We start from the raw sequence: 17,291 nt of genomic DNA on the forward strand, positions 1-17,291 counted from the left end.
GGATTGTAACTTAGCGCTTGCCGGAGCGTCCGCCGGGCGAGCGGCCGCCGCGCGCCATGGCCTTGGCTGCCGACTTTGCCGCTACCTTCGCCGCCGATTTCGCGCCGCGTCCAGCTGTTACGAAGACGGCGCCCTTGGGCAATCCGGCAGCAGGGCCCGTTCCGCCGGGCGTACCCGGTCCGCGCTGCTTTGCGCCGCCCGGACCGGCCGTCACACCTGGCCCAACCGGCCCTTGCTGCCTGCCGGCGCCGCGCGCCTTATCCTGCGCAGGCGCAGCGGCCTTGTCGCGCTTCGCGCCTTTCGTTTGCGCCGCTGGGGCGCCGAAGATTCCGCGCGGGTCGCGGCTCACTTCCTGAGAGACTGCTTTGGCGCCGCGCGGCGCCGCCGCTTTCGTCCCCGCAGGCCCGGCACCGGTCGAAGGCACGCGGTGATCGGCTTCAAAGCCGGCAATCTCTTCACGCGGCAAGACCTGCCGCGTCAGCGTCTCAATCGCGCGCAGCAGCTCGACTTCGTCTGCGCATACGATGGACACGGCATTACCCTCGGCGCCGGCACGGCCGGTGCGGCCGATGCGGTGCACATAGTCCTCGGCCACTGTCGGCAAGTCGAAATTCACCACCAGCGGCAGCGCATGGATATCCAGGCCGCGTGCGGCGACGTCGGTCGCCACCAGCACCTGCACCTCATGCGCCTTGAAGCGCTCCAGCGCACGCAGGCGCGCCGGCTGCGGCTTGTCGCCGTGGATCGAATCGGCGCTGGCGCCCTGCGCCTTGAGCAGGCCCACCAGCTGCTCGACGCCTTTGCGCGTCTTCGCAAACACCAGCACCTGTCCCCAGCGCTGCGCGCGCAGCAGGTGCAGGAACAGCTCGGGTTTCGATTTCTTGTCGGTCGTGTAGACCAGCTGGCGCACCGTTTTGGCCGCCGCATTGACCGGGCTGGCCTGCACCGTCACCGGATCGGACAGCAGCTTGCCCGCCAGCGCGCGAATCGCTTCCGGGAACGTGGCGGAGAACAGGAGCGTCTGGCGCTGCGGCGGCAGCGCCGCAAACAGCGCATCGAGATCCTGCGCAAAGCCCAGGTCCAGCATACGGTCCGCTTCATCCAGCACCAGCGTCTGCAGCTGCTGGAAGCCGACCGCCCCCTGGCGGTGCAGGTCCAGCAGGCGGCCCGGCGTTGCCACCAGCACGTCCAGGCCTTTGCGCAGCTTCGTTACCTGCGGCTCGATCGCCACGCCGCCATAGGCCACGGCGCTGCGCAGGGGCAGCTTGCTGCCGTATTTGCGGAAGCTCTCGTACACCTGCTCGGCCAGTTCGCGCGTTGGCGCAAGCACCAGGCAGCGCACGGATTGCGGGGCGGCCTGGCCTTCCATCGTCAGCCGCTGCAGCAGGGGCAGGGCGAAACCGGCGGTCTTGCCGGTGCCAGTCTGCGCCGCCGCCATCAGGTCGCGGCCCGCCAGGACGGCGGGGATGGATTGCTGCTGCACCGGCGTAGGCTTGTCGTAACCCAGCGCGGAAAGGGTTTGCAGCAGCGGGTCGATCAGCTTGAGGCTATGGAAGCTCATTGGGCCACCTCGCGCGCCATCGCGGCATGCCAAAGGTTCAGCGCGCGCTGCAGCTGTTCGTCGCTGAGCCCGAGCGTGAGATCGCCTACATACCACTCCGTGTAGCAGTGCCCCGGCAGCGCCGCATGCGAAGCGTAGTTGAATAGCCAGACGCCATGTTCTTCCGCGATCTGGTTGCGAACCTCCAATGCGCGCTCGCGCTCTACCGGCATATGAACATGCAGCATATTCGCCTGCGGCTGCGCAGGATTCGGCACCAGCAGCGGATAGCCGTGCAGCATGGCATACAGCTGCCGCGTGCGTTCGAAGCATGCCGGCATCGCTGCAAGCCGCTCATCGATCTGCATGGCGGCGGCCGCCACATATGGCGTGCGCGTGAACACATTGCCGCCCTGGCGCCTGAACCATTCGGCGGCGCGGGCCGTGAAGTCCCTGCTGCCTGCGAGGATGGCGCCGCCCATGCCTCCAATGCCCTTGTACAGCGAGACGTAGACGGAATCGAAGCCCGCCGCCACTTCCTTCGGCGTGCGCCCATAGCCTGCGGCGGCTTCCCACAGCCGGGCGCCGTCCATATGCAGGTGCGTGGAGGTTTCGCGTGCCCAGGCTTTGAACGCGTCCAGCTCATCCCACGACGGCGCCTGGCCGCCGATTTCGCGCGCAGGCAATTCGATCGATACTGCGCCGAGGCGGTCGGGGATGGCTTTCAGTTCCTCCAGCGTAAACGGGCGGTGCGGGCTGCCGATCTGCAGCGCGTGAAAGGCATTCAGCAACTGATGGTTGCCCCGTTCATGCTTGAGAATGTGAGCGGTAGGGTGCAGCGCCACGAGCTGGCTATTGCCGTCCATGCAGGCAAGGCGCAAGGCCGTCACCTGCGTCATCGTGCCGGTGATGCAGAACACGGCGGACTCGAAGCCCAGCAGGTCCGCTACCTTGCGCTCCAGCGCCTGGATCGCGTCGCCCTCGCCGTATACGTCCGCTGCGATCCCGTTCGCCTCACACCAGGACGCCATTGCAGCGAAGCTTTCGGCTGGCGTCAGCTGTTTGTGTCCCGGCAGGACTGTATGGCATTGCCGGCGTAGTTCGGCGTCCTTCACGATGGCCGCTCCTTAGTGGGCTACATGAACGTTATGGAACTGCAGCGCGGCCAGGTTGGCGTAGATGCCGCCCAGCGCTACCAGCGTCTGGTGCGTGCCCATTTCCACAACCTTACCATCTTCCATCACGAGGATGCGGTCCGCACGCTGCACCGTCGCCAGGCGGTGCGCAATGATGACGGTGGTGCGGCCCACCATGGCCGCTTCCAGCGCCGATTGCACCAGGCGTTCCGATTCCGCATCCAGTGCGGAAGTCGCTTCATCCAGCAGCAGCAGCGGAGGATTCTTGAGCAGGGCGCGCGCGATGGCGATGCGCTGACGCTGGCCGCCGGACAGGCGCACGCCGCGTTCGCCGAGGAAGGACTTGTAGCCGTTCGGCAGGCGCTCGATGAATTCATGGGCCGCGGCCAGCTTCGCAGCCTGGATCACTTCTTCATCAGTGGCATCGGCGCGGCCGTAGCGGATGTTTTCCATCGCGTCCGCCGAGAAAATCACGGTATCCTGCGGCACGATGCCGATGGCGTCGCGCAGCGTATGCAGGTCCAGCTGGCGAATATCCACGCCATCGAGGCGGATGGTGCCTTGCTGCGGGTCGTAGAAGCGCAGGAAGAGCTGGAACAGCGTGGTCTTGCCGGCGCCGGAAGGGCCGACCACGGCCACGGTTTCGCCGGGACGGATATCGAAGGACAGGTGGGACAGCGCCGCCGTTTCCGGGCGCGATGGATAGCAGAAGGTCACGTCGGCCAGCGTCAGCGCCGCGCCGTTGGCGGTGCGCGGCGGCAGGGCGAGCGGCTGCGAAGGCGACTGGATCTCGGACTGCACGGCCAGCAGTTCCAGCAGGCGCTCGGTGGCGCCGGCGGCGCGCTGCGCCTCGCCCATCACTTCGGACAGGGCGCCGATCGCGCCTGCCACGATGGAGGCGTACAGGATGAACTGGCCAAGGTCGCCGCCCGTCATGGCGCCTTCCAGCACGGCATGGGCGCCCAGCCACAGCACGAATACGATGGCGCCGAACACCAGCACAATCGCTAGCATCGTCAGCAGCGCGCGCGCACGGATGCGGCGCATGGCCGTAACGAAGGCATTTTCAACGGATGCGCCGAAGCGCCGGGTTTCCATTTTCTCGTGCGTGAAAGCCTGCACGGTCGGCATGGCGTTCAGGATCTCGCCCGCCATGGCGGAAGCGTCTGCAATGCGGTCCTGGGAATCGCGCGAGAGCTTGCGCACGCGGCGGCCGAACAGCACTATCGGCAGCACCGTCAGCACCAGCAGGCCGATAATGATGGAGGACAGCTTCGGGCTGGTGATGAACAGCATGACCAGGCCGCCCATGAAGAGCAGCGTGTTCCTCAGCGCCATCGAGATGCTGGACCCTACCACGGCCTGAATCAGTGTGGTGTCGGTAGTAATCCGCGACAGCACCTCACCGGTTTGCGTCGTTTCGAAGAACGCAGGGCTTTGCTGCACCACATGGCGGTACACTGCGCTGCGGATATCGGCCGTAACGCGCTCGCCGAGCCAGGACACCGTATAGAAGCGGGCGGCCGTCGCAATCGCCAGCACCGTGGCTACGGCGAACAGCGCGAGGAACACGGCATTCACATGCTCCACGCTGTGGACGCCAGCCGATGCGCCGAAGCCGAGGTCTATCATCCGCTTGAAGGCGGCGGGAATCGCCAGGGTGGCGCCGGCGGCGACAGTCAGCGCAATCGCGGCCATGGCGAATTGCTTGCGGTAGGGCTTGAGGAAAGGCGCCAGGCCCTTGAATGCGGCCAGGCTGCCTTTTTTCAGTTCACGGGCTTCGGGCGGGTTGCTGTGCTGGGTGGAGGCGCTGCTGGTGGTGCTGTTGCTCATTGTGTTGGTAGTCTTTTTGTCTCTACAGTTTCATTGGCCTGACATAGCCTGTCAGTTCCAGATAGCCGTGGCCCGCGGTCTTGCCGTCGCGCCGCACCGTCACTGCGCCTTCCCAGTACACCGCGCCGGTGGAGCGGCGCGAATCCAGTTCCTGGTCCTGCTGCAGTGGCTCAATCTCCCACACGGCCGTGCCGGTGGCAATCCGGCTCGCTACCGGATACTCGGCATGGGTGCGGGGAGAGCGCCAGTGCGCCTGCGGCGCAAAGCTGACCTGATCCGGGGCGTAATGCGTGATCTTACCGGATGCGTCGCGCCGTGTCGCGTGGGCCCATAGTTTAGCACCTTGCTTGCTGCGGATCTGGAATGCCATCAGGGCGCTTCCGTCGTCCAGGTTGGCGCCCAGCCAGTCCCACCCCGAGGCATTTTCATCGAGCACCTGGCTGGACCACTCGTGATCGAGCCAGGTCATGCCGCTGGCTTCCACCCGCTTGCCCTTGATGACCAGGGCCCCGCTGGTGCGCAGCTGCGGCTTGCTATAGTAATAACTGGCCTGTTCGGGACGCGGCCCTTTCTGCGAAAAGCCGTTTTCGCCTTGCAGCAGTGGCGCCTGGGTAGGCTCCAGCACCAGCTGCAGCGAGAATTCGGCAGCACGGACGTCGACCAGGTAGCGCCCATCCGCCCGCCGCTGCATATGCCAGTCGTCCAGCTTCACGTCCGTATCCTTCACCGAGGCATACGCGAGGCCGAATCCCTCACGCGCGCTGCGCTGGTCGTGCAGCAGCTTGCCGATGGCGGGATCTGATACGGCGGCATGGCCGATGATGAGCTGTTTTGGCGCAAACTGGCTGGGGTTGGCGGTATCGTGCGCGGTCGCACTGCGGAAGAAAGTCACCTGGTAGCCGAGCTGGCGGCCGTCGGCGGTCCTCAGCCAGCCGGTTGCGTACCACCACTCGGTTTTGAAGTCCGGATGCGCGCCAAAATCGCGGGGGAAGCTGAGCGCAACGCCAGGCCGTACCGGCGCATATTCCGGTGCCGCGGCGAAAACGAGCTGGCAGGCCAGCAGGAACAGTATCAGTACGGAACGCATCACCAGTCCTCCCTTACGGCGCGAATCGGCCCGGCGGACAGCGCCTGCCGTCCGGACGCCAGTGCCGTGACCATGGCCGCCGCCAGCAAGGCCGCCGCCACGCTGCCCAGCAGCGGCCACGGATAATGCATCTGCATCGACCAGTGGAAGGACTGCGGATTCACCACATGCACCAGAATCAGGCTGATAAACCAGCCCAGCAGCAAGCCGGTGAGGATGCCGAGTGCGGTCAGCGAGCCGCCTTCGATGGCCAGGATGCCGAGGATCTGGCGGCGCGTAACGCCCACATGCCGCAGCATGCCGAACTCGCGCGCCCGCGCCAGCGTCTGCGCCGAAAAGGTGGCGGCAACACCGAACAGGCCGATCACGATGGCGATCGCTTCCAGCAGGTAGGTAACGGCGAAGCTGCGGTCGAAAATCCGCAGCGACAGCGCGCGGATCTCGGACGGCACGCTCAATTCCAGTGCGGATGCGAACGGCAGTGCGCGCACGGCGGCCTGCGCGTCGGCGACGGAGGCGCCCTTCGCCAGCCACATGGCGGCATCGCTCACGTCCTGGTCTCCCGTAATGCGCGCGTAATCGCTGCGCATGATCTGGATGGCGCCGGTGGAGCGGGCATAGTCGCGCCAGGTGCCGGCGACGAAAAACTCATGCTGCGCGCCTTGCAGGGGCAGGAGGATGGTGCCGCCGGGCCGTGCGCCGTACAGGTCCGCCACGGCTTCCGAAACCCATGCCGGCGGCAGCGTGCCACCGCGCTGCTGCGCTTCCGGTCCCACCAGCACCATGGTGCGGCCAGGATGGGCCGGATCGATGTCGCGCGCCAGCAGCGCCACATTCGGTCGCCCGGCGGCGAGCGATACGGAACGCAGGCGCATGAATTCCACACGGGCCAGCGTGGGCAGCGCACGCAGCGCGGCCTGTTCGCGCGGCGCGAGGCCGGAGGTGGCGCCGCCGCCCGCCGTGCGCGCATACAGGTCGGCAGGCAGCACCTGCAGCAGCCAGTCGTCCACCGATACGCGGAAGCTGGACACCATGATCGCCATCGCCACCATGAGACTGAAACTCGAGAGCACCCCGCCCAGCGCCACGCCGGCCTGGCCGGATGCGTTGGACAGGCGCGCCAGTGTCAGCGTGGGCACCGCAGGCGCCGCCGGATGCGCCGCCGTGGCGGCGGCCCAGCGCGTGTGCGCAAAACGGAACACGATGGAGGCGATGCGCGGCATCAGCGCAATGCCGCCGATCAGCAGCAGGGCAATGGACAGGTAGCCGAAGATGGGCAGTTCCAGCACGGGCGGCAGCTGCGTCATGCCCGCCGCCAGCACGAGGCAGAGCAGGGCGGGCCAGGCGCGCGACAGGCGGGACAGCGCCACTTCGTCCGCCCCGGCCTTCAGCGCCACCGCGGGCGTGGCGCGCGCCGCTTCGAGCGCCGGCGCGGCGCAGCCCAGCAAGGCCACGCCCACGCCGAGAACGAAATAGACGGTGGCCGCGACGGGCGTGAACTGCACCTCCGGCTGCACGCCCGCAAAATAGCCGCCGCCAAGGTCGCCGCCGAAGAAGTGCAGCGCGGCTGCCGCCATGGCGTAGCCGGCCGCGATGCCGAGCGCCGCGCCAAGGACGCCCAGGCTGAGGCCTTCCGCCAGAATCTGTGCCAGCAGCATGCGGCGCTCCAGGCCCAGCACACGCAGCAGTGCGAACTGGCTGCGGCGGCGCATCACCGACAATGCCTGTGTTGAAAACACGAGGAAGGCGCCGGTGAACAGCGCCACCAGCGCGAGTACGCTGAGGTTCACACGGTAGGCGCGGCTCAATTTGCTGTTGCGGCTTTCCTGGTCCTCGTCGTTCGGCTGGCCAACGCGGAAGCGGCCGGGGAATGCGCGCTGCAGGTCCGCCGCCAGCGCGGCGCGGAAGGCCTCGCGGTTCACGCCTTCGCGCAGCTTGAGGTCAACTCGCGATAGCTTGCCGAGCCGGTTGAAGCGCCACTGGGCGGCGCCGATGTCCATCACGCCGAAGCGCTGGCCGACACGCGCGCGCTGCAGCGAACCTGCCACGCGCAGTTCAAGCGCCTGCGTGCCGGACTGGAAACGCGCCGTGCCGCCCGGCTGAACGCCGAGCCATGCGAGGGCGGCCGGGGAGAGGAAGATCGCATCGTCGGCCAGTGTGGCGGAAGCATCGTTGTCGGACGGTGCGCCAACCAGGTCGGGCGAAATGAAGGCGGCGCGGAATACATCGAGCCCGATAATCTTGAGTGGCTGCCTGCCGTCCGGGCGCGACGCATCGAATTCCAGTATCGGCGACGCCACCGCAACACCGTCGCGCCGCGCGAGGATAGGGTAGACCTGCTCGTCAAACAGGGCTTCGGCGCCGCTGACCTGCACGTCGGCCTGGCCGGAAAGGCTGCGGATCGCCGTCGAGAATTCATTGAAGGCCGCCGCATTGATGAGGTGAATGGCAAAGCCGAGCGATACGCCGACTGCAATCGCGGCCACGGCCATCAAGGCGCGCAGCGGATGCGCGCGCCATTCACCGAGCAGCAGCCAGCGCGATAGGGTCAGCCGCATTCCAGCGCCATGCGTTCCGAGGCGCGCCGCGCTTTCAGGCGTGCCGTCTCCATGCCCTGGGGCGAAGCGCGCCGTACATCATCATTGGCCCACTTCTGGTCCAGCCGCAGCTTGTCGCAGCGGCGGCGTTTGCCGGCGGCCAGCTTGTCCTGGCGTGCATCTTCGCGGTCCTGCTGCGCTTCGCGCGCCTTGCGCTCCTTTTCCAGCAGCTTTGCTTCCTTCTGCTGCGCACGCAGCGCGATTTTCGCCTGTGGATCAGGCGCGGGCGCATCCGGTACGGCCAGCACGGATCCCGCGCCATGCTCGCACGGCGCTTCGCTATACGTTACCTTGCCTTCATGTGTGCATTTGTGGATGGTCTGCGCCTGCGCGGCGGCAGCGAACAGCAGGGCGGCGATGGTCAGCATGGTCTTCATCCCAGTATTTTTCCGGGATTCATAATACCGAGCGGATCCAGCGCGGCTTTGATGGCGCGCATCATGGACAGCTCCACCGGCGGCTTGTAGCGCGCCAGCTCATCGCGTTTCAGCGCGCCGATGCCGTGTTCGGCGGAGATCGAACCATTGAACGCCACCACGTTGTCATGCACCACGCGGTTGACCGCATCCTGGTTGGCCAGGAATTCTTCATTGCCGATGCCCGGCGGCGGCGCCACATTGAAATGCAGGTTGCCGTCGCCCAGGTGGCCGAAGCACACCAGCTGGCAGCCGGGGAAGGCCTGCTGCAGCAGCGGCCCGGTATGTTCGATGAATTCGGCGATGCGGGACACCGGCAGCGAAATATCGTGCTTGATGTTCTTGCCATCCGCCGCCTGCGCCAGGGGAATGTGCTCGCGCAACTGCCACAGGGCCAGCGACTGGGCGACGCTCGCGGCCACGGCTGCATCTTCGGCAATCCCAGCGTCCAGCGCTGCGCCCACGGCGCCTTCCAGCAAGGACACGGCATGCGCTTCGGATTCGCTGCTGGACAGCTCCAGCAGCACATACTGCGCGTGCGCCGGCGGGAAGGGCTGAGGCAGGGCGGGGAAGTGTTTCGCTACAAGCTGCAGGCAGAACGCAGACATCAGTTCGAAGCCGGTCAGGCTGGCGCCGCAGCGGTCCTGCATCAGCGACAGCAGGCGCAGCGCATTGTGCGGGGAGGCCAGTGCCACCAGCGCCGTGATGCTGGCCTCAGGCTGCGGATAGAGCTTGAGCACAGCGCCCGTGATGATGCCCAGCGTGCCTTCCGCGCCGATGAAGAGGTCGCGCAGGTCGTAGCCGGTGTTGTCCTTGCGCAGGCCGCGCAGGCCGTTCCAGATCTCGCCCTGGGGCGTCACCACTTCGAGGCCGAGGCAGAGTTCACGCGTGTTCCCGTAGCGGAGCACCGCTGTGCCGCCCGCATTGGTGGAGAGGTTGCCGCCGATGGTGCAGCTGCCTTCCGCCGCCAGCGACAGCGGGAACAGGCAGCCCTGCGCCGCAGCGGTTTCCTGCACCTGCTGCAGGATGCAGCCTGCGTCCACGGTCATGGTGCGGTTGACCGCATCCACCTGGCGCACCTTGTTCAGGCGCGCCAGCGACAGCACGATGGACTTGCCGCTGGCGTCCGGCACGCTGCCCAGCACCAGTCCCGTATTGCCGCCTTGCGGCACGATGGGAATGCGCGCCGCGGCGCAGCTGCGCACCACGGCGGCCACTTCCTCCACGCTGCCCGGACGCAGCACGGCCAGCGCACGGCCCGTGAAGCGTCCGCGCCAGTCGCGCAGGAAGGGCGCCATATCGGCTTCCTCGTGCAGCACGTGCGCCTCGCCCAGCAGTGCGCGGCATTGGTCGAGGAAGCTCTGGCTCATGTCAGCGGGCCTGGTTGATCTTGTCGAGCAGGTCTTTGGCGGCCTTGCGCGCGGCTTTCTTGTACGGCTGCACATACAGGATGGCGCAGATGAAGAAGGCCACGGAGATGGCCGCTTCGCCCCAGCCCAGCCATGCATGGGCCTTGTCGCTCCAGCCGCGCACCACGCCTTCGGTGAAATACAGCAGGATCATCATCGAGGTCCACTGCAGGGTGTAGATGTCGCGCTTGAGCACCCCGGCCAGCGGAAAGACCAGCGGCAGGGCCTTCAGCGCCATCCACGAGCCGCCCGGTTTCAGCGGCGCGATGAACATCTCCCACGCCACGCACCACAGGATCAGCAGGACCACGCTGGCCAGCGCCCCGTAATGGAACAATCCGGCGCGGCGCATCAGCGGCCTCCCAGGCGCACGGCGGTTTCGGCCAGGCGGCGGCCGAGCGCGATGGCGAGGCGCTTTTCGTCGTCCGTGATGGGCTTCTTGCCTTCCAGGCCGGACCAGTGGCTGGCGCCGTAGGGGCCGCCGCCGCTGGCGGTCGTCATCAGTTCCGGATGGCTGTAGGGCAGGCCGAGCACCATCAGGCCGTGGTGCAGCAGGGGGATCATCATGGTCAGCAACGTCGATTCCTGGCCGCCGTGCAGGCTGCCGGTGGAGGTGAATACGCAGGCCGGTTTGCCGGAAAGGGCGCCGGACAGCCATTGCGCCGACGTCCCGTCCCAGAAATACTTCATGGCCGACGCCATATTGCCGAAACGCGTAGGCGAACCGACGGCGATGCCTGCGCATTCCTCCAGGTCGGACAGCTCCACATAGGGCGCGCCGTCCGCCGGCACATCCGGCGCGGTCGCCTCCGTCACCGTGGATACGGCAGGCACCGTGCGCAGGCGCGCATCGCAGCCCGGCACGCTCTCGATGCCCTGGGCGATCAGTTCCGCCAGTTTGCGGGTCGAGCCGTGGCGGGAATAATATAGGACAAGAATTATCAGGTTGGAATCGTTCATCATTGGTATTATAGGGCTGCACGTCCAAAAACGAATACATGCTTTCCAAGTACATCGCCCCATTCTTCAATTACGTTTCGCGTACCTGCCGCAGCGGCATCGCCGACTTGCGCGCGCTTTCGTGGAACGAAATCCGTGACCTGATGCTGTTTGCGCGCCGCCGCCTGCGCGAAGAAAGCCTGCCCCAGGTGGCAGGCGGCCTCACTTTCACCACGGTTTTCGCGCTTGTGCCCGTGCTGACCATCGCGCTGGCCGTGTTCACCACCTTCCCGATGTTCAAGACCTTCCGCACCTCGCTGGAAGCCTATTTCATCCAGGGGGTGCTGCCGCCGGCCATTGCCAACACCATCCTGAACTACCTCACCACCTTCGCCTCGAAGGCCACGCGCCTTTCCGCCGTGGGCGCGGTGACGCTGGTGCTGACGTCGGTGGCCATGATGGGCATGATCGAGCGCGCCTTCAACCGCATCTGGCGCGTGAAGGCGGAACGGCGCTGGACGCGGCGCATCCTCGTCTACTGGGCGCTGATCACGCTGGGGCCCTTGCTGGTGGGCGTGTCGATCACGCTATCCACCCACATCTTCAGCGCCACCACCAGCCTGGTGGGCGATATCTTCGGCCAGCTGTTCTACACGCTGCTGTCGGTGGTGCTCGCCACGGCGGGCTTCACCTTCCTCTACATGGCGGTGCCGAACCGCGTGGTGGACTGGCGCGATGCGCTGTGCGGCGGCATGCTGGCCGCGGTGGCCTTCGAACTGGCGAAGCGCGGCTTTGCCGTGTTCATCACGCAGTTCCCGACCTATTCCCGCATCTATGGCGCGCTGGCGGCGCTGCCGCTGTTCCTGCTCTGGGTGTATCTCTCCTGGCTCATCGCCCTGTTGGGCGCCTTGCTGACGGCGGCGCTGCCGGTGGTGAAATACGAGCGCTGGTGGCATGAGGCGGTGCCGGGCGGCGCCTTTGTCGATGCCATGGCTGTGCTGCGCGTGCTGCACGTGGCCAGTGAATGCGGCGATACGGCGCTGGTCAGTGCGGCGGCCATCCGTTCCCGCACGCGGCTTGGTTTCGACGAAATGGAGACGCTGCTGGAGCAGATGCAGGCCCAGGGCTGGGTCGGCCGCGTCAAGGTGGACGCCGCGCCGCGCGTGCAGTTCGGCAAGCGCGTGAGCGACGGCGGCGACAACTGGGTGCTGCTGGCGAATATGGACAAACTCACGCTGGCAGACGTGTACCGCCTCTTTGTCTTCGGCGGCATGGCTGTCAACGCCGGCGTAGCCAACGATTCCGACGACGAGCGCGACATCCAGGCCAGCCGCGAAGCTGCCCGCCTGGCGCGCGAAGTGGAATCGGCGGTGGAGACAGGGCTGGGCCGCACCCTGACCGACCATTTCGGCCCATTGGACTGCCGCTAGCCGCGCAGGAAAGCCGCCAGCGCGGCGCTCACTTCCTCCGGCCGCTCGGACATCATCTGGTGTCCCGCATCCACCGTGGCCTGCTGCGCGTGCGGCATGGCCTCCAGCAGCCGGCGCGCCGCTTTCGGCGGCGTCATCACATCCTTTTCGCCAAAGACGATGAGGGCAGGGCAGCGCAAGGACTGCGCCGCCGTTTCGCCGTTCGCATAGGCCTTGCAGGCGCTCAGGTCGCGGTGCAGCAGGCCGCCGCCGGCCGCCACGCGCTCCATCAGCTGCCGCGACGTTGCCTTGTACGCGGGCAGGGAATGCGACCATTCCGTCACCATGCCGATTGCCGCGGCTTCGTCGTTCAGCGCGGCGTCGAGCAGGGCGTCGGATACCCGCATGGGGCAGGCAGTGCCCAGCAGCGCCAGCTTCGCGACGCGCTGCGGGGCACGAAAGGCCGCTTCCAGCGCAACCAGGGAACCCATGCTGTGTCCCGCCAGTACCGCCTGGCCGATGCCAAGCCGCTCCAGCTCAGCCAGCAGCCACACTGCCATCTCCTCCACCGAGGCCGGCGCGGGGCCGGGGCGGGCGCCATGGCCCGGCAGGTCCAGCGCCTGCACCTGGAAACCCTGCTGCGCCAGTGAGGCGGCCTGCGGATTCCATACCGAATGATCGTTCAGTGCACCGTGGATGAACACGACGGTTTGGCTCATGCCTGTCTCCTTTATCACTAATATGAATATTGTTGCATTTCTGATTATGCTCAATACTGGATTTTTAATCCGGCTTACGCTAAATTCCCCAGTAAGGCTTACAATAAAACAAACTCCATTCACAGCGGACAGGACGGGCCATCATGAAAGTCTCCGAAATTCTCCAGGTTAAAGGCAGCATCCTGTACACCATCACCCCGGATCAACCGCTGGTGGAGGCGGCCAACACCATGGCCGAAAAGGACATCGGCTCGCTGGTCGTCATGGAGTTCGGCGACCTGGTGGGCATGCTGACCTTCCGCGAAGTGCTGCGCGCCCTGCACACGAACAATGGCTCGGTTGGCGGCGGCACGGTGCGCAAGCATATGGACGACCACCCGATTACGGTGACGCCGGATACGGAAGTGAATGAAGTACGCCGCATCATGCTGGAAAAGCATGCGCGCTACCTGCCGGTGATGAACGCCAAAACCCTGCTCGGCGTGATTTCCTTCTATGACGTGGCGCGTGCCGTGCTGGAAGCGCAGAGCTTCGAAAACCGTATGCTCAAGGCCTATATCCGCGACTGGCCTGCGGAAGCCGACGAAACCGCGAACTGACCCGCGCGGCGGCGTCAATCAGGCGACGCCCTTCAGGGCATCCTTGCCCAGCCACGCATCCAGCACATCGGCTGTCATCGGCTTGGCGAACAGGAAGCCCTGCGCCATCGGGCAGCCCAGCGAATACAGGATCTGCGCCTGGCGCTCGTCCTCCACACCTTCCGCAATCACGGACAGGCCCAGGTTGCGGCCCAGCTGGATCACCATTTCCGCAATGCTGCTGCCGCGCGCCGAGTGCGTGATTTCGGTGACGAAGGCGCGGTCGATCTTGAGGCGGTCGATCTGCAGGCGCTGCAGGTAGGAGAGGGAAGAGAAACCGGTGCCGAAATCGTCGATCGCGATGCTCACGCCGGTCTGCTTGATCTGGGCCAGCATTTCGATCAGCAGGTTGGGTTCCTCCATCGCCATCGATTCGGTGATTTCGAGCTCCACGTATTCAGGCGGGGCGCCCGTATCGGCCAGCGCCTGCTTCAGCATCTGCAGGAACAGGGGATGGCGGAACTGTACTTGCGAAACGTTGATCGACATCGTGAAGTCCTCATGTCCCGCCGCGCGCAGCGTGACCAGCTCATGGCAGGCGGTGCGCAGCACCCATTCGCCCAGCTCGATGATCAGGCCCGAATACTCCGCAATGGGAATGAAGCGGTCCGGCGAAACGAACTTGCCGTCTGCAGTGCGCCAGCGCAGCAGCGCTTCGGCGCCGACCGGGCGGCGCGTGCGTAAATCGATCTGCGGCTGGTACATCACGAACAGTTCGTTCTTGCTGAATGCCGTGCGCAGGGCATGCATCATGCGCACGCGTTCGCGGATCTCCACGCCCATGCTGCGCGTGAAGTAGAAATGGCCGGAACGCTGCTGGCTCTTGGCGCGCTTCAGCGCGATATCGGCGTCCTTCAGCGCATCCGAGCCGTTGCCATCGTGTTCGCACAGGCGTACCAGGCCGAGCGTGGCCGAAAGCTGCACATCCTGGCCGTCGATGCTGAAGGGCTTCTGGAACAGGGCAAGGATGGCGGCCGGATTGACCTGGGTGGCATCGCCCAGCACGCCGAAAATATCGCCGCTGATGCGGGCCACGGTGAGCTGCTGGCCAAGGCTGGTCTGCAGGCGCATTGCCACGGCTACCAGCAGCGTGTCACCGAAGGCATGGCCCAGTGCGTCATTGGTTTCCGCGAAGTGGTCGAGGTCCACCAGCGACAGCGTGGCATCGTCGCGCGCCGGTCCCGCCAGGGTGGCATCCAGGATCTCGATCAGGCGTGTGCGGTTGGGCAGCTTGGAGAGATTGTCGTAGAAGGCCGCATTGTGCAGGTGCGACACCAGTTCAACATTGTCCAGGCCCACCGCCACGTTGGCGCAGAACACTTCCAGCAGGCGCTCTTCCAGTTCGGTGGGCGGGCGCGGCATCTCCAGCCATGCCACGAAGACCCGGCTCGATTTGCCCGCGAAGTAGAGGGCCACGGCATCGCCCGTGTACACATTGCGGCGGCGCGATACGGCCTGCTCCATGCCCGCCAGCACGCGCGCATCGCTGTGTACCGTGACGTCGCGGTTGCCGAGATGGTGGAAGCCGCCCATGGCCGCCATCACGGCGAGGTCGGTGCAGCCGGTATCCGGGCACTCCTGCACGCACAGCACGCCGTTGGCCTGCTGGCCCAACAGGCTCGCGGCCTGCGCCAGCACCCCGGCAGCGAAATTGCGCACGCCGTGCAGCGCCATCAGCTCCGTGCCCGCGTGGACGATCTGGTTCAGGCCGCGCCGGCTGTCGCTGATCTTGCGGATCTGTTCATAGGAGCGCACGGCCGCCGTCACGGTCGTGTACAGCTTGATGCGCGTGAGCTCGGACTTGGTCTTGTAATCGTTGATGTCGAAATCGCGGATGGCGTCGATTTCCGGCGCATAGCCCGGCTGGCCGGTGCGCAGGATAATGCGCACATCGGCCAGTTTCAGCACTTCGCGGATATGGCGCACCAGGTGCAGGCCCGCGTCGTCCTGTTCCATGACCACGTCGAGCAGGATGACGGCGATATCGTGTTCGTGCTTGAGCAGCTCGCGCGCCTGGGCGGCCGAGTAGGCATGCACGAACTCCAGCGGACGGCCTTGCATCTCAAGGCTGCCGAGGGCAAAGGTGGTGGTCGAGTGCACGTCTTCATCGTCGTCGATGATCATCACTCGCCATGCGCTGCGCTGGGCGCCGCCGGTCGTCTGCGTGGCGGGCTCGTCCAGGAATACCAAATCGTCCTGATCGTCCCTGGCAGGGCCAAGGGGAGTGATCGATGGGGGCATGTGTCACTTCTCCAATAGCTTGGTGTTCCTTGAAAGGCAGTATATAGCGGATTCCGTCTGGAACATATGTTTCTACTAAGAAAAGTGACTTTTGTTGCGAGAATTTCTCGCTGGTTCGGCAAGCCCGATCGCGGTAGAATGTATGGTTTCAGTGCAATTCGGCAAATTATGTCTGGCAATTCCTTTGGCAAGCTCTTCAGCGTCACCACTTTCGGCGAATCCCATGGTCCGGCCATCGGCTGTGTGATCGATGGCTGCCCGCCCGGCATGGCGCTGTCCGAAGCGGACATCCAGCCGGAGCTGGACCGCCGCAAGCCCGGCACCTCGCGCCACGTGACGCAGCGCCAGGAACCGGATTCGGTGCAGATCCTGTCCGGCGTGTACGAAGGCGTGACCACCGGCACCCCGATCGCACTGCTGATCAGGAATGAAGACCAGCGCAGCAAGGACTACGGCAATATCGCCGAGAGCTTCCGGCCCGGCCACGCGGACTACACCTACTGGCACAAATACGGCGTGCGCGACCCGCGCGGCGGCGGCCGTTCCTCGGCGCGCCTGACGGCGCCCATCGTTGGCGCTGCCGCGATTGCGAAGAAATGGCTGAAGGAGAAGTACGGCACCGAGTTCGCGGGCTGCATGAGCCAGCTGGGCGAGATCGCGGTGCCGTTCCAGGACTGGTCGCATGTACCGTCCAACCCCTTCTTCGCGGCCACCGGCGACGCGGACCTGATCGCGCGCATGGAAAGCTATATGGATGCGCTGCGCAAGGATGGCGACTCCATCGGCGCCCGCATCGACGTGGTGGCGCGCAATGTGCCGGTCGGCCTGGGCCAGCCAATCTACGACAAGCTGGATGCCGACATCGCCTACGCCATGATGGGCATCAACGCCGTAAAGGGTGTCGAAATCGGCGCCGGCTTCGGCTCGGTGGCGCAGCGCGGCTCCGAGCACGGCGACGAACTGACGCCGGAAGGCTTCGTCGGCAATAACGCTGGCGGCGTCCTCGGCGGCATCTCGACGGGGCAGGATATCACGGTGTCCATCGCCATCAAGCCGACTTCCTCGATCCGCACGCCGCGCCGCTCCATCGACAAGGAAGGCAATCCGCTGATGGTGGAAACCTTCGGCCGCCACGACCCTTGCGTCGGAATCCGCGCCACGCCGATCGCCGAAGCGATGCTGGCCCTGGTGCTGATGGACCACGCCCTGCAGCACCGCGCGCAATGCGGCGACGTTCATGTGAACACGCCGGATATCGCACGCCGGAAGTAAACCCAGTCCTGCGGCGGGGCAGCGGCGCCCCGCCAGCGCATTGAAGCACCGCCGT

14 protein-coding genes are annotated in these 17,291 nt (G+C 65.9%); 3 read left to right on the forward strand and 11 right to left on the reverse strand.

Going from position 1 to position 17,291, the window contains the following annotated elements:
- Window positions 1-10: 10 nt before the first annotated feature.
- The 9 genes from ACJRPG_RS08075 to wrbA form a co-directional block, all read right to left on the reverse strand.
- Window positions 11-1,561, reverse strand: coding sequence for a DEAD/DEAH box helicase (locus ACJRPG_RS08075; protein ID WP_407999552.1), 1,551 nt, complete (start codon window positions 1,559-1,561; stop codon window positions 11-13).
- Window positions 1,558-2,571 carry a threonine aldolase family protein gene (locus ACJRPG_RS08080; protein ID WP_407999553.1) on the reverse strand — a complete coding sequence of 338 codons (1,014 nt, stop codon included), beginning with the start codon at window positions 2,569-2,571 and terminating at the stop codon, window positions 1,558-1,560. Before ACJRPG_RS08080 ends, ACJRPG_RS08075 begins: the two co-directional genes overlap by 4 nt.
- 96 nt (window positions 2,572-2,667) lie before the next feature.
- Entirely contained in the window at window positions 2,668-4,509 is a 1,842-nt protein-coding gene (locus ACJRPG_RS08085) for an ABC transporter transmembrane domain-containing protein (protein WP_407999554.1), read from the reverse strand.
- Between the two features lie 22 nt (window positions 4,510-4,531).
- Complete coding sequence (locus ACJRPG_RS08090; RefSeq protein ID WP_407999555.1) at window positions 4,532-5,596, reverse strand: lipocalin-like domain-containing protein; 1,065 nt, start codon at window positions 5,594-5,596, stop codon at window positions 4,532-4,534.
- Window positions 5,596-8,154, reverse strand: coding sequence for an FtsX-like permease family protein (locus tag ACJRPG_RS08095; protein WP_407999556.1), 2,559 nt, complete (start codon window positions 8,152-8,154; stop codon window positions 5,596-5,598). Before ACJRPG_RS08095 ends, ACJRPG_RS08090 begins: the two co-directional genes overlap by 1 nt.
- Window positions 8,145-8,570, reverse strand: coding sequence for a DUF4124 domain-containing protein (locus tag ACJRPG_RS08100; RefSeq protein WP_407999557.1), 426 nt, complete (start codon window positions 8,568-8,570; stop codon window positions 8,145-8,147). Before ACJRPG_RS08100 ends, ACJRPG_RS08095 begins: the two co-directional genes overlap by 10 nt.
- Window positions 8,567-9,979, reverse strand: coding sequence for an FAD-binding oxidoreductase (locus tag ACJRPG_RS08105; RefSeq protein WP_407999558.1), 1,413 nt, complete (start codon window positions 9,977-9,979; stop codon window positions 8,567-8,569). The genes ACJRPG_RS08100 and ACJRPG_RS08105 overlap by 4 nt, the downstream gene beginning before the upstream one ends.
- 1 nt (window position 9,980) lies before the next feature.
- A complete protein-coding gene (locus ACJRPG_RS08110; RefSeq protein WP_407999559.1) occupies window positions 9,981-10,370 on the reverse strand; it encodes a DUF2069 domain-containing protein in 390 nt (129 codons plus the stop codon).
- Entirely contained in the window at window positions 10,370-10,978 is a 609-nt protein-coding gene (gene wrbA, locus ACJRPG_RS08115) for an NAD(P)H:quinone oxidoreductase (protein WP_407999988.1), read from the reverse strand. The genes ACJRPG_RS08110 and wrbA overlap by 1 nt, the downstream gene beginning before the upstream one ends.
- Before the next feature lie 38 nt (window positions 10,979-11,016).
- Between wrbA and ACJRPG_RS08120 the strand changes: the two genes are divergently transcribed.
- Window positions 11,017-12,387: a YihY family inner membrane protein gene (locus tag ACJRPG_RS08120; RefSeq protein ID WP_407999560.1), complete on the forward strand. Its 1,371-nt coding sequence runs from the start codon at window positions 11,017-11,019 to the stop codon at window positions 12,385-12,387.
- On the opposite strand, the gene ACJRPG_RS08125 is transcribed toward ACJRPG_RS08120, so the two are convergent.
- Entirely contained in the window at window positions 12,384-13,085 is a 702-nt protein-coding gene (locus ACJRPG_RS08125) for an alpha/beta fold hydrolase (RefSeq protein ID WP_407999561.1), read from the reverse strand. The genes ACJRPG_RS08120 and ACJRPG_RS08125 overlap by 4 nt on opposite strands.
- Before the next feature lie 143 nt (window positions 13,086-13,228).
- Between ACJRPG_RS08125 and ACJRPG_RS08130 the strand changes: the two genes are divergently transcribed.
- Window positions 13,229-13,684, forward strand: coding sequence for a CBS domain-containing protein (locus ACJRPG_RS08130; RefSeq protein WP_407999562.1), 456 nt, complete (start codon window positions 13,229-13,231; stop codon window positions 13,682-13,684).
- 18 nt (window positions 13,685-13,702) lie between these two features.
- On the opposite strand, the gene ACJRPG_RS08135 is transcribed toward ACJRPG_RS08130, so the two are convergent.
- A complete protein-coding gene (locus tag ACJRPG_RS08135; RefSeq protein ID WP_407999563.1) occupies window positions 13,703-15,964 on the reverse strand; it encodes an EAL domain-containing response regulator in 2,262 nt (753 codons plus the stop codon).
- Between the two features lie 168 nt (window positions 15,965-16,132).
- Here ACJRPG_RS08135 and aroC point away from each other — a divergent pair, with 168 nt between their 5' ends.
- Window positions 16,133-17,236 carry a chorismate synthase gene (gene aroC / locus ACJRPG_RS08140; RefSeq protein WP_407999564.1) on the forward strand — a complete coding sequence of 368 codons (1,104 nt, stop codon included), beginning with the start codon at window positions 16,133-16,135 and terminating at the stop codon, window positions 17,234-17,236.
- Window positions 17,237-17,291 lie beyond the last annotated feature (55 nt).

Source organism: Pseudoduganella rhizocola, from assembly GCF_045984285.3.
Lineage (GTDB): Bacteria > Pseudomonadota > Gammaproteobacteria > Burkholderiales > Burkholderiaceae_D > Rugamonas.

Bases quoted from the DNA above. Each gene is read 5' to 3' on its own strand.
- wrbA (WP_407999988.1), bottom strand. From the start codon at position 10,978: ATGAACGATTCCAACCTGATAATTCTTGTCCTATATTATTCCCGCCAC.
- ACJRPG_RS08095 (WP_407999556.1), bottom strand. From the start codon at position 8,154: ATGCGGCTGACCCTATCGCGCTGGCTGCTGCTCGGTGAATGGCGCGCG.
- ACJRPG_RS08080 (WP_407999553.1), bottom strand. From the start codon at position 2,571: ATGGCGTCCTGGTGTGAGGCGAACGGGATCGCAGCGGACGTATACGGC.
- ACJRPG_RS08085 (WP_407999554.1), bottom strand. From the start codon at position 4,509: ATGAGCAACAGCACCACCAGCAGCGCCTCCACCCAGCACAGCAACCCG.
- ACJRPG_RS08090 (WP_407999555.1), bottom strand. From the start codon at position 5,596: ATGCGTTCCGTACTGATACTGTTCCTGCTGGCCTGCCAGCTCGTTTTC.
- ACJRPG_RS08110 (WP_407999559.1), bottom strand. From the start codon at position 10,370: ATGCGCCGCGCCGGATTGTTCCATTACGGGGCGCTGGCCAGCGTGGTC.
- ACJRPG_RS08120 (WP_407999560.1), top strand. From the start codon at position 11,017: ATGCTTTCCAAGTACATCGCCCCATTCTTCAATTACGTTTCGCGTACC.
- ACJRPG_RS08125 (WP_407999561.1), bottom strand. From the start codon at position 13,085: ATGAGCCAAACCGTCGTGTTCATCCACGGTGCACTGAACGATCATTCG.
- ACJRPG_RS08105 (WP_407999558.1), bottom strand. From the start codon at position 9,979: ATGAGCCAGAGCTTCCTCGACCAATGCCGCGCACTGCTGGGCGAGGCG.
- ACJRPG_RS08075 (WP_407999552.1), bottom strand. From the start codon at position 1,561: ATGAGCTTCCATAGCCTCAAGCTGATCGACCCGCTGCTGCAAACCCTT.
- ACJRPG_RS08100 (WP_407999557.1), bottom strand. From the start codon at position 8,570: ATGAAGACCATGCTGACCATCGCCGCCCTGCTGTTCGCTGCCGCCGCG.
- ACJRPG_RS08135 (WP_407999563.1), bottom strand. From the start codon at position 15,964: ATGCCCCCATCGATCACTCCCCTTGGCCCTGCCAGGGACGATCAGGAC.
- aroC (WP_407999564.1), top strand. From the start codon at position 16,133: ATGTCTGGCAATTCCTTTGGCAAGCTCTTCAGCGTCACCACTTTCGGC.
- ACJRPG_RS08130 (WP_407999562.1), top strand. From the start codon at position 13,229: ATGAAAGTCTCCGAAATTCTCCAGGTTAAAGGCAGCATCCTGTACACC.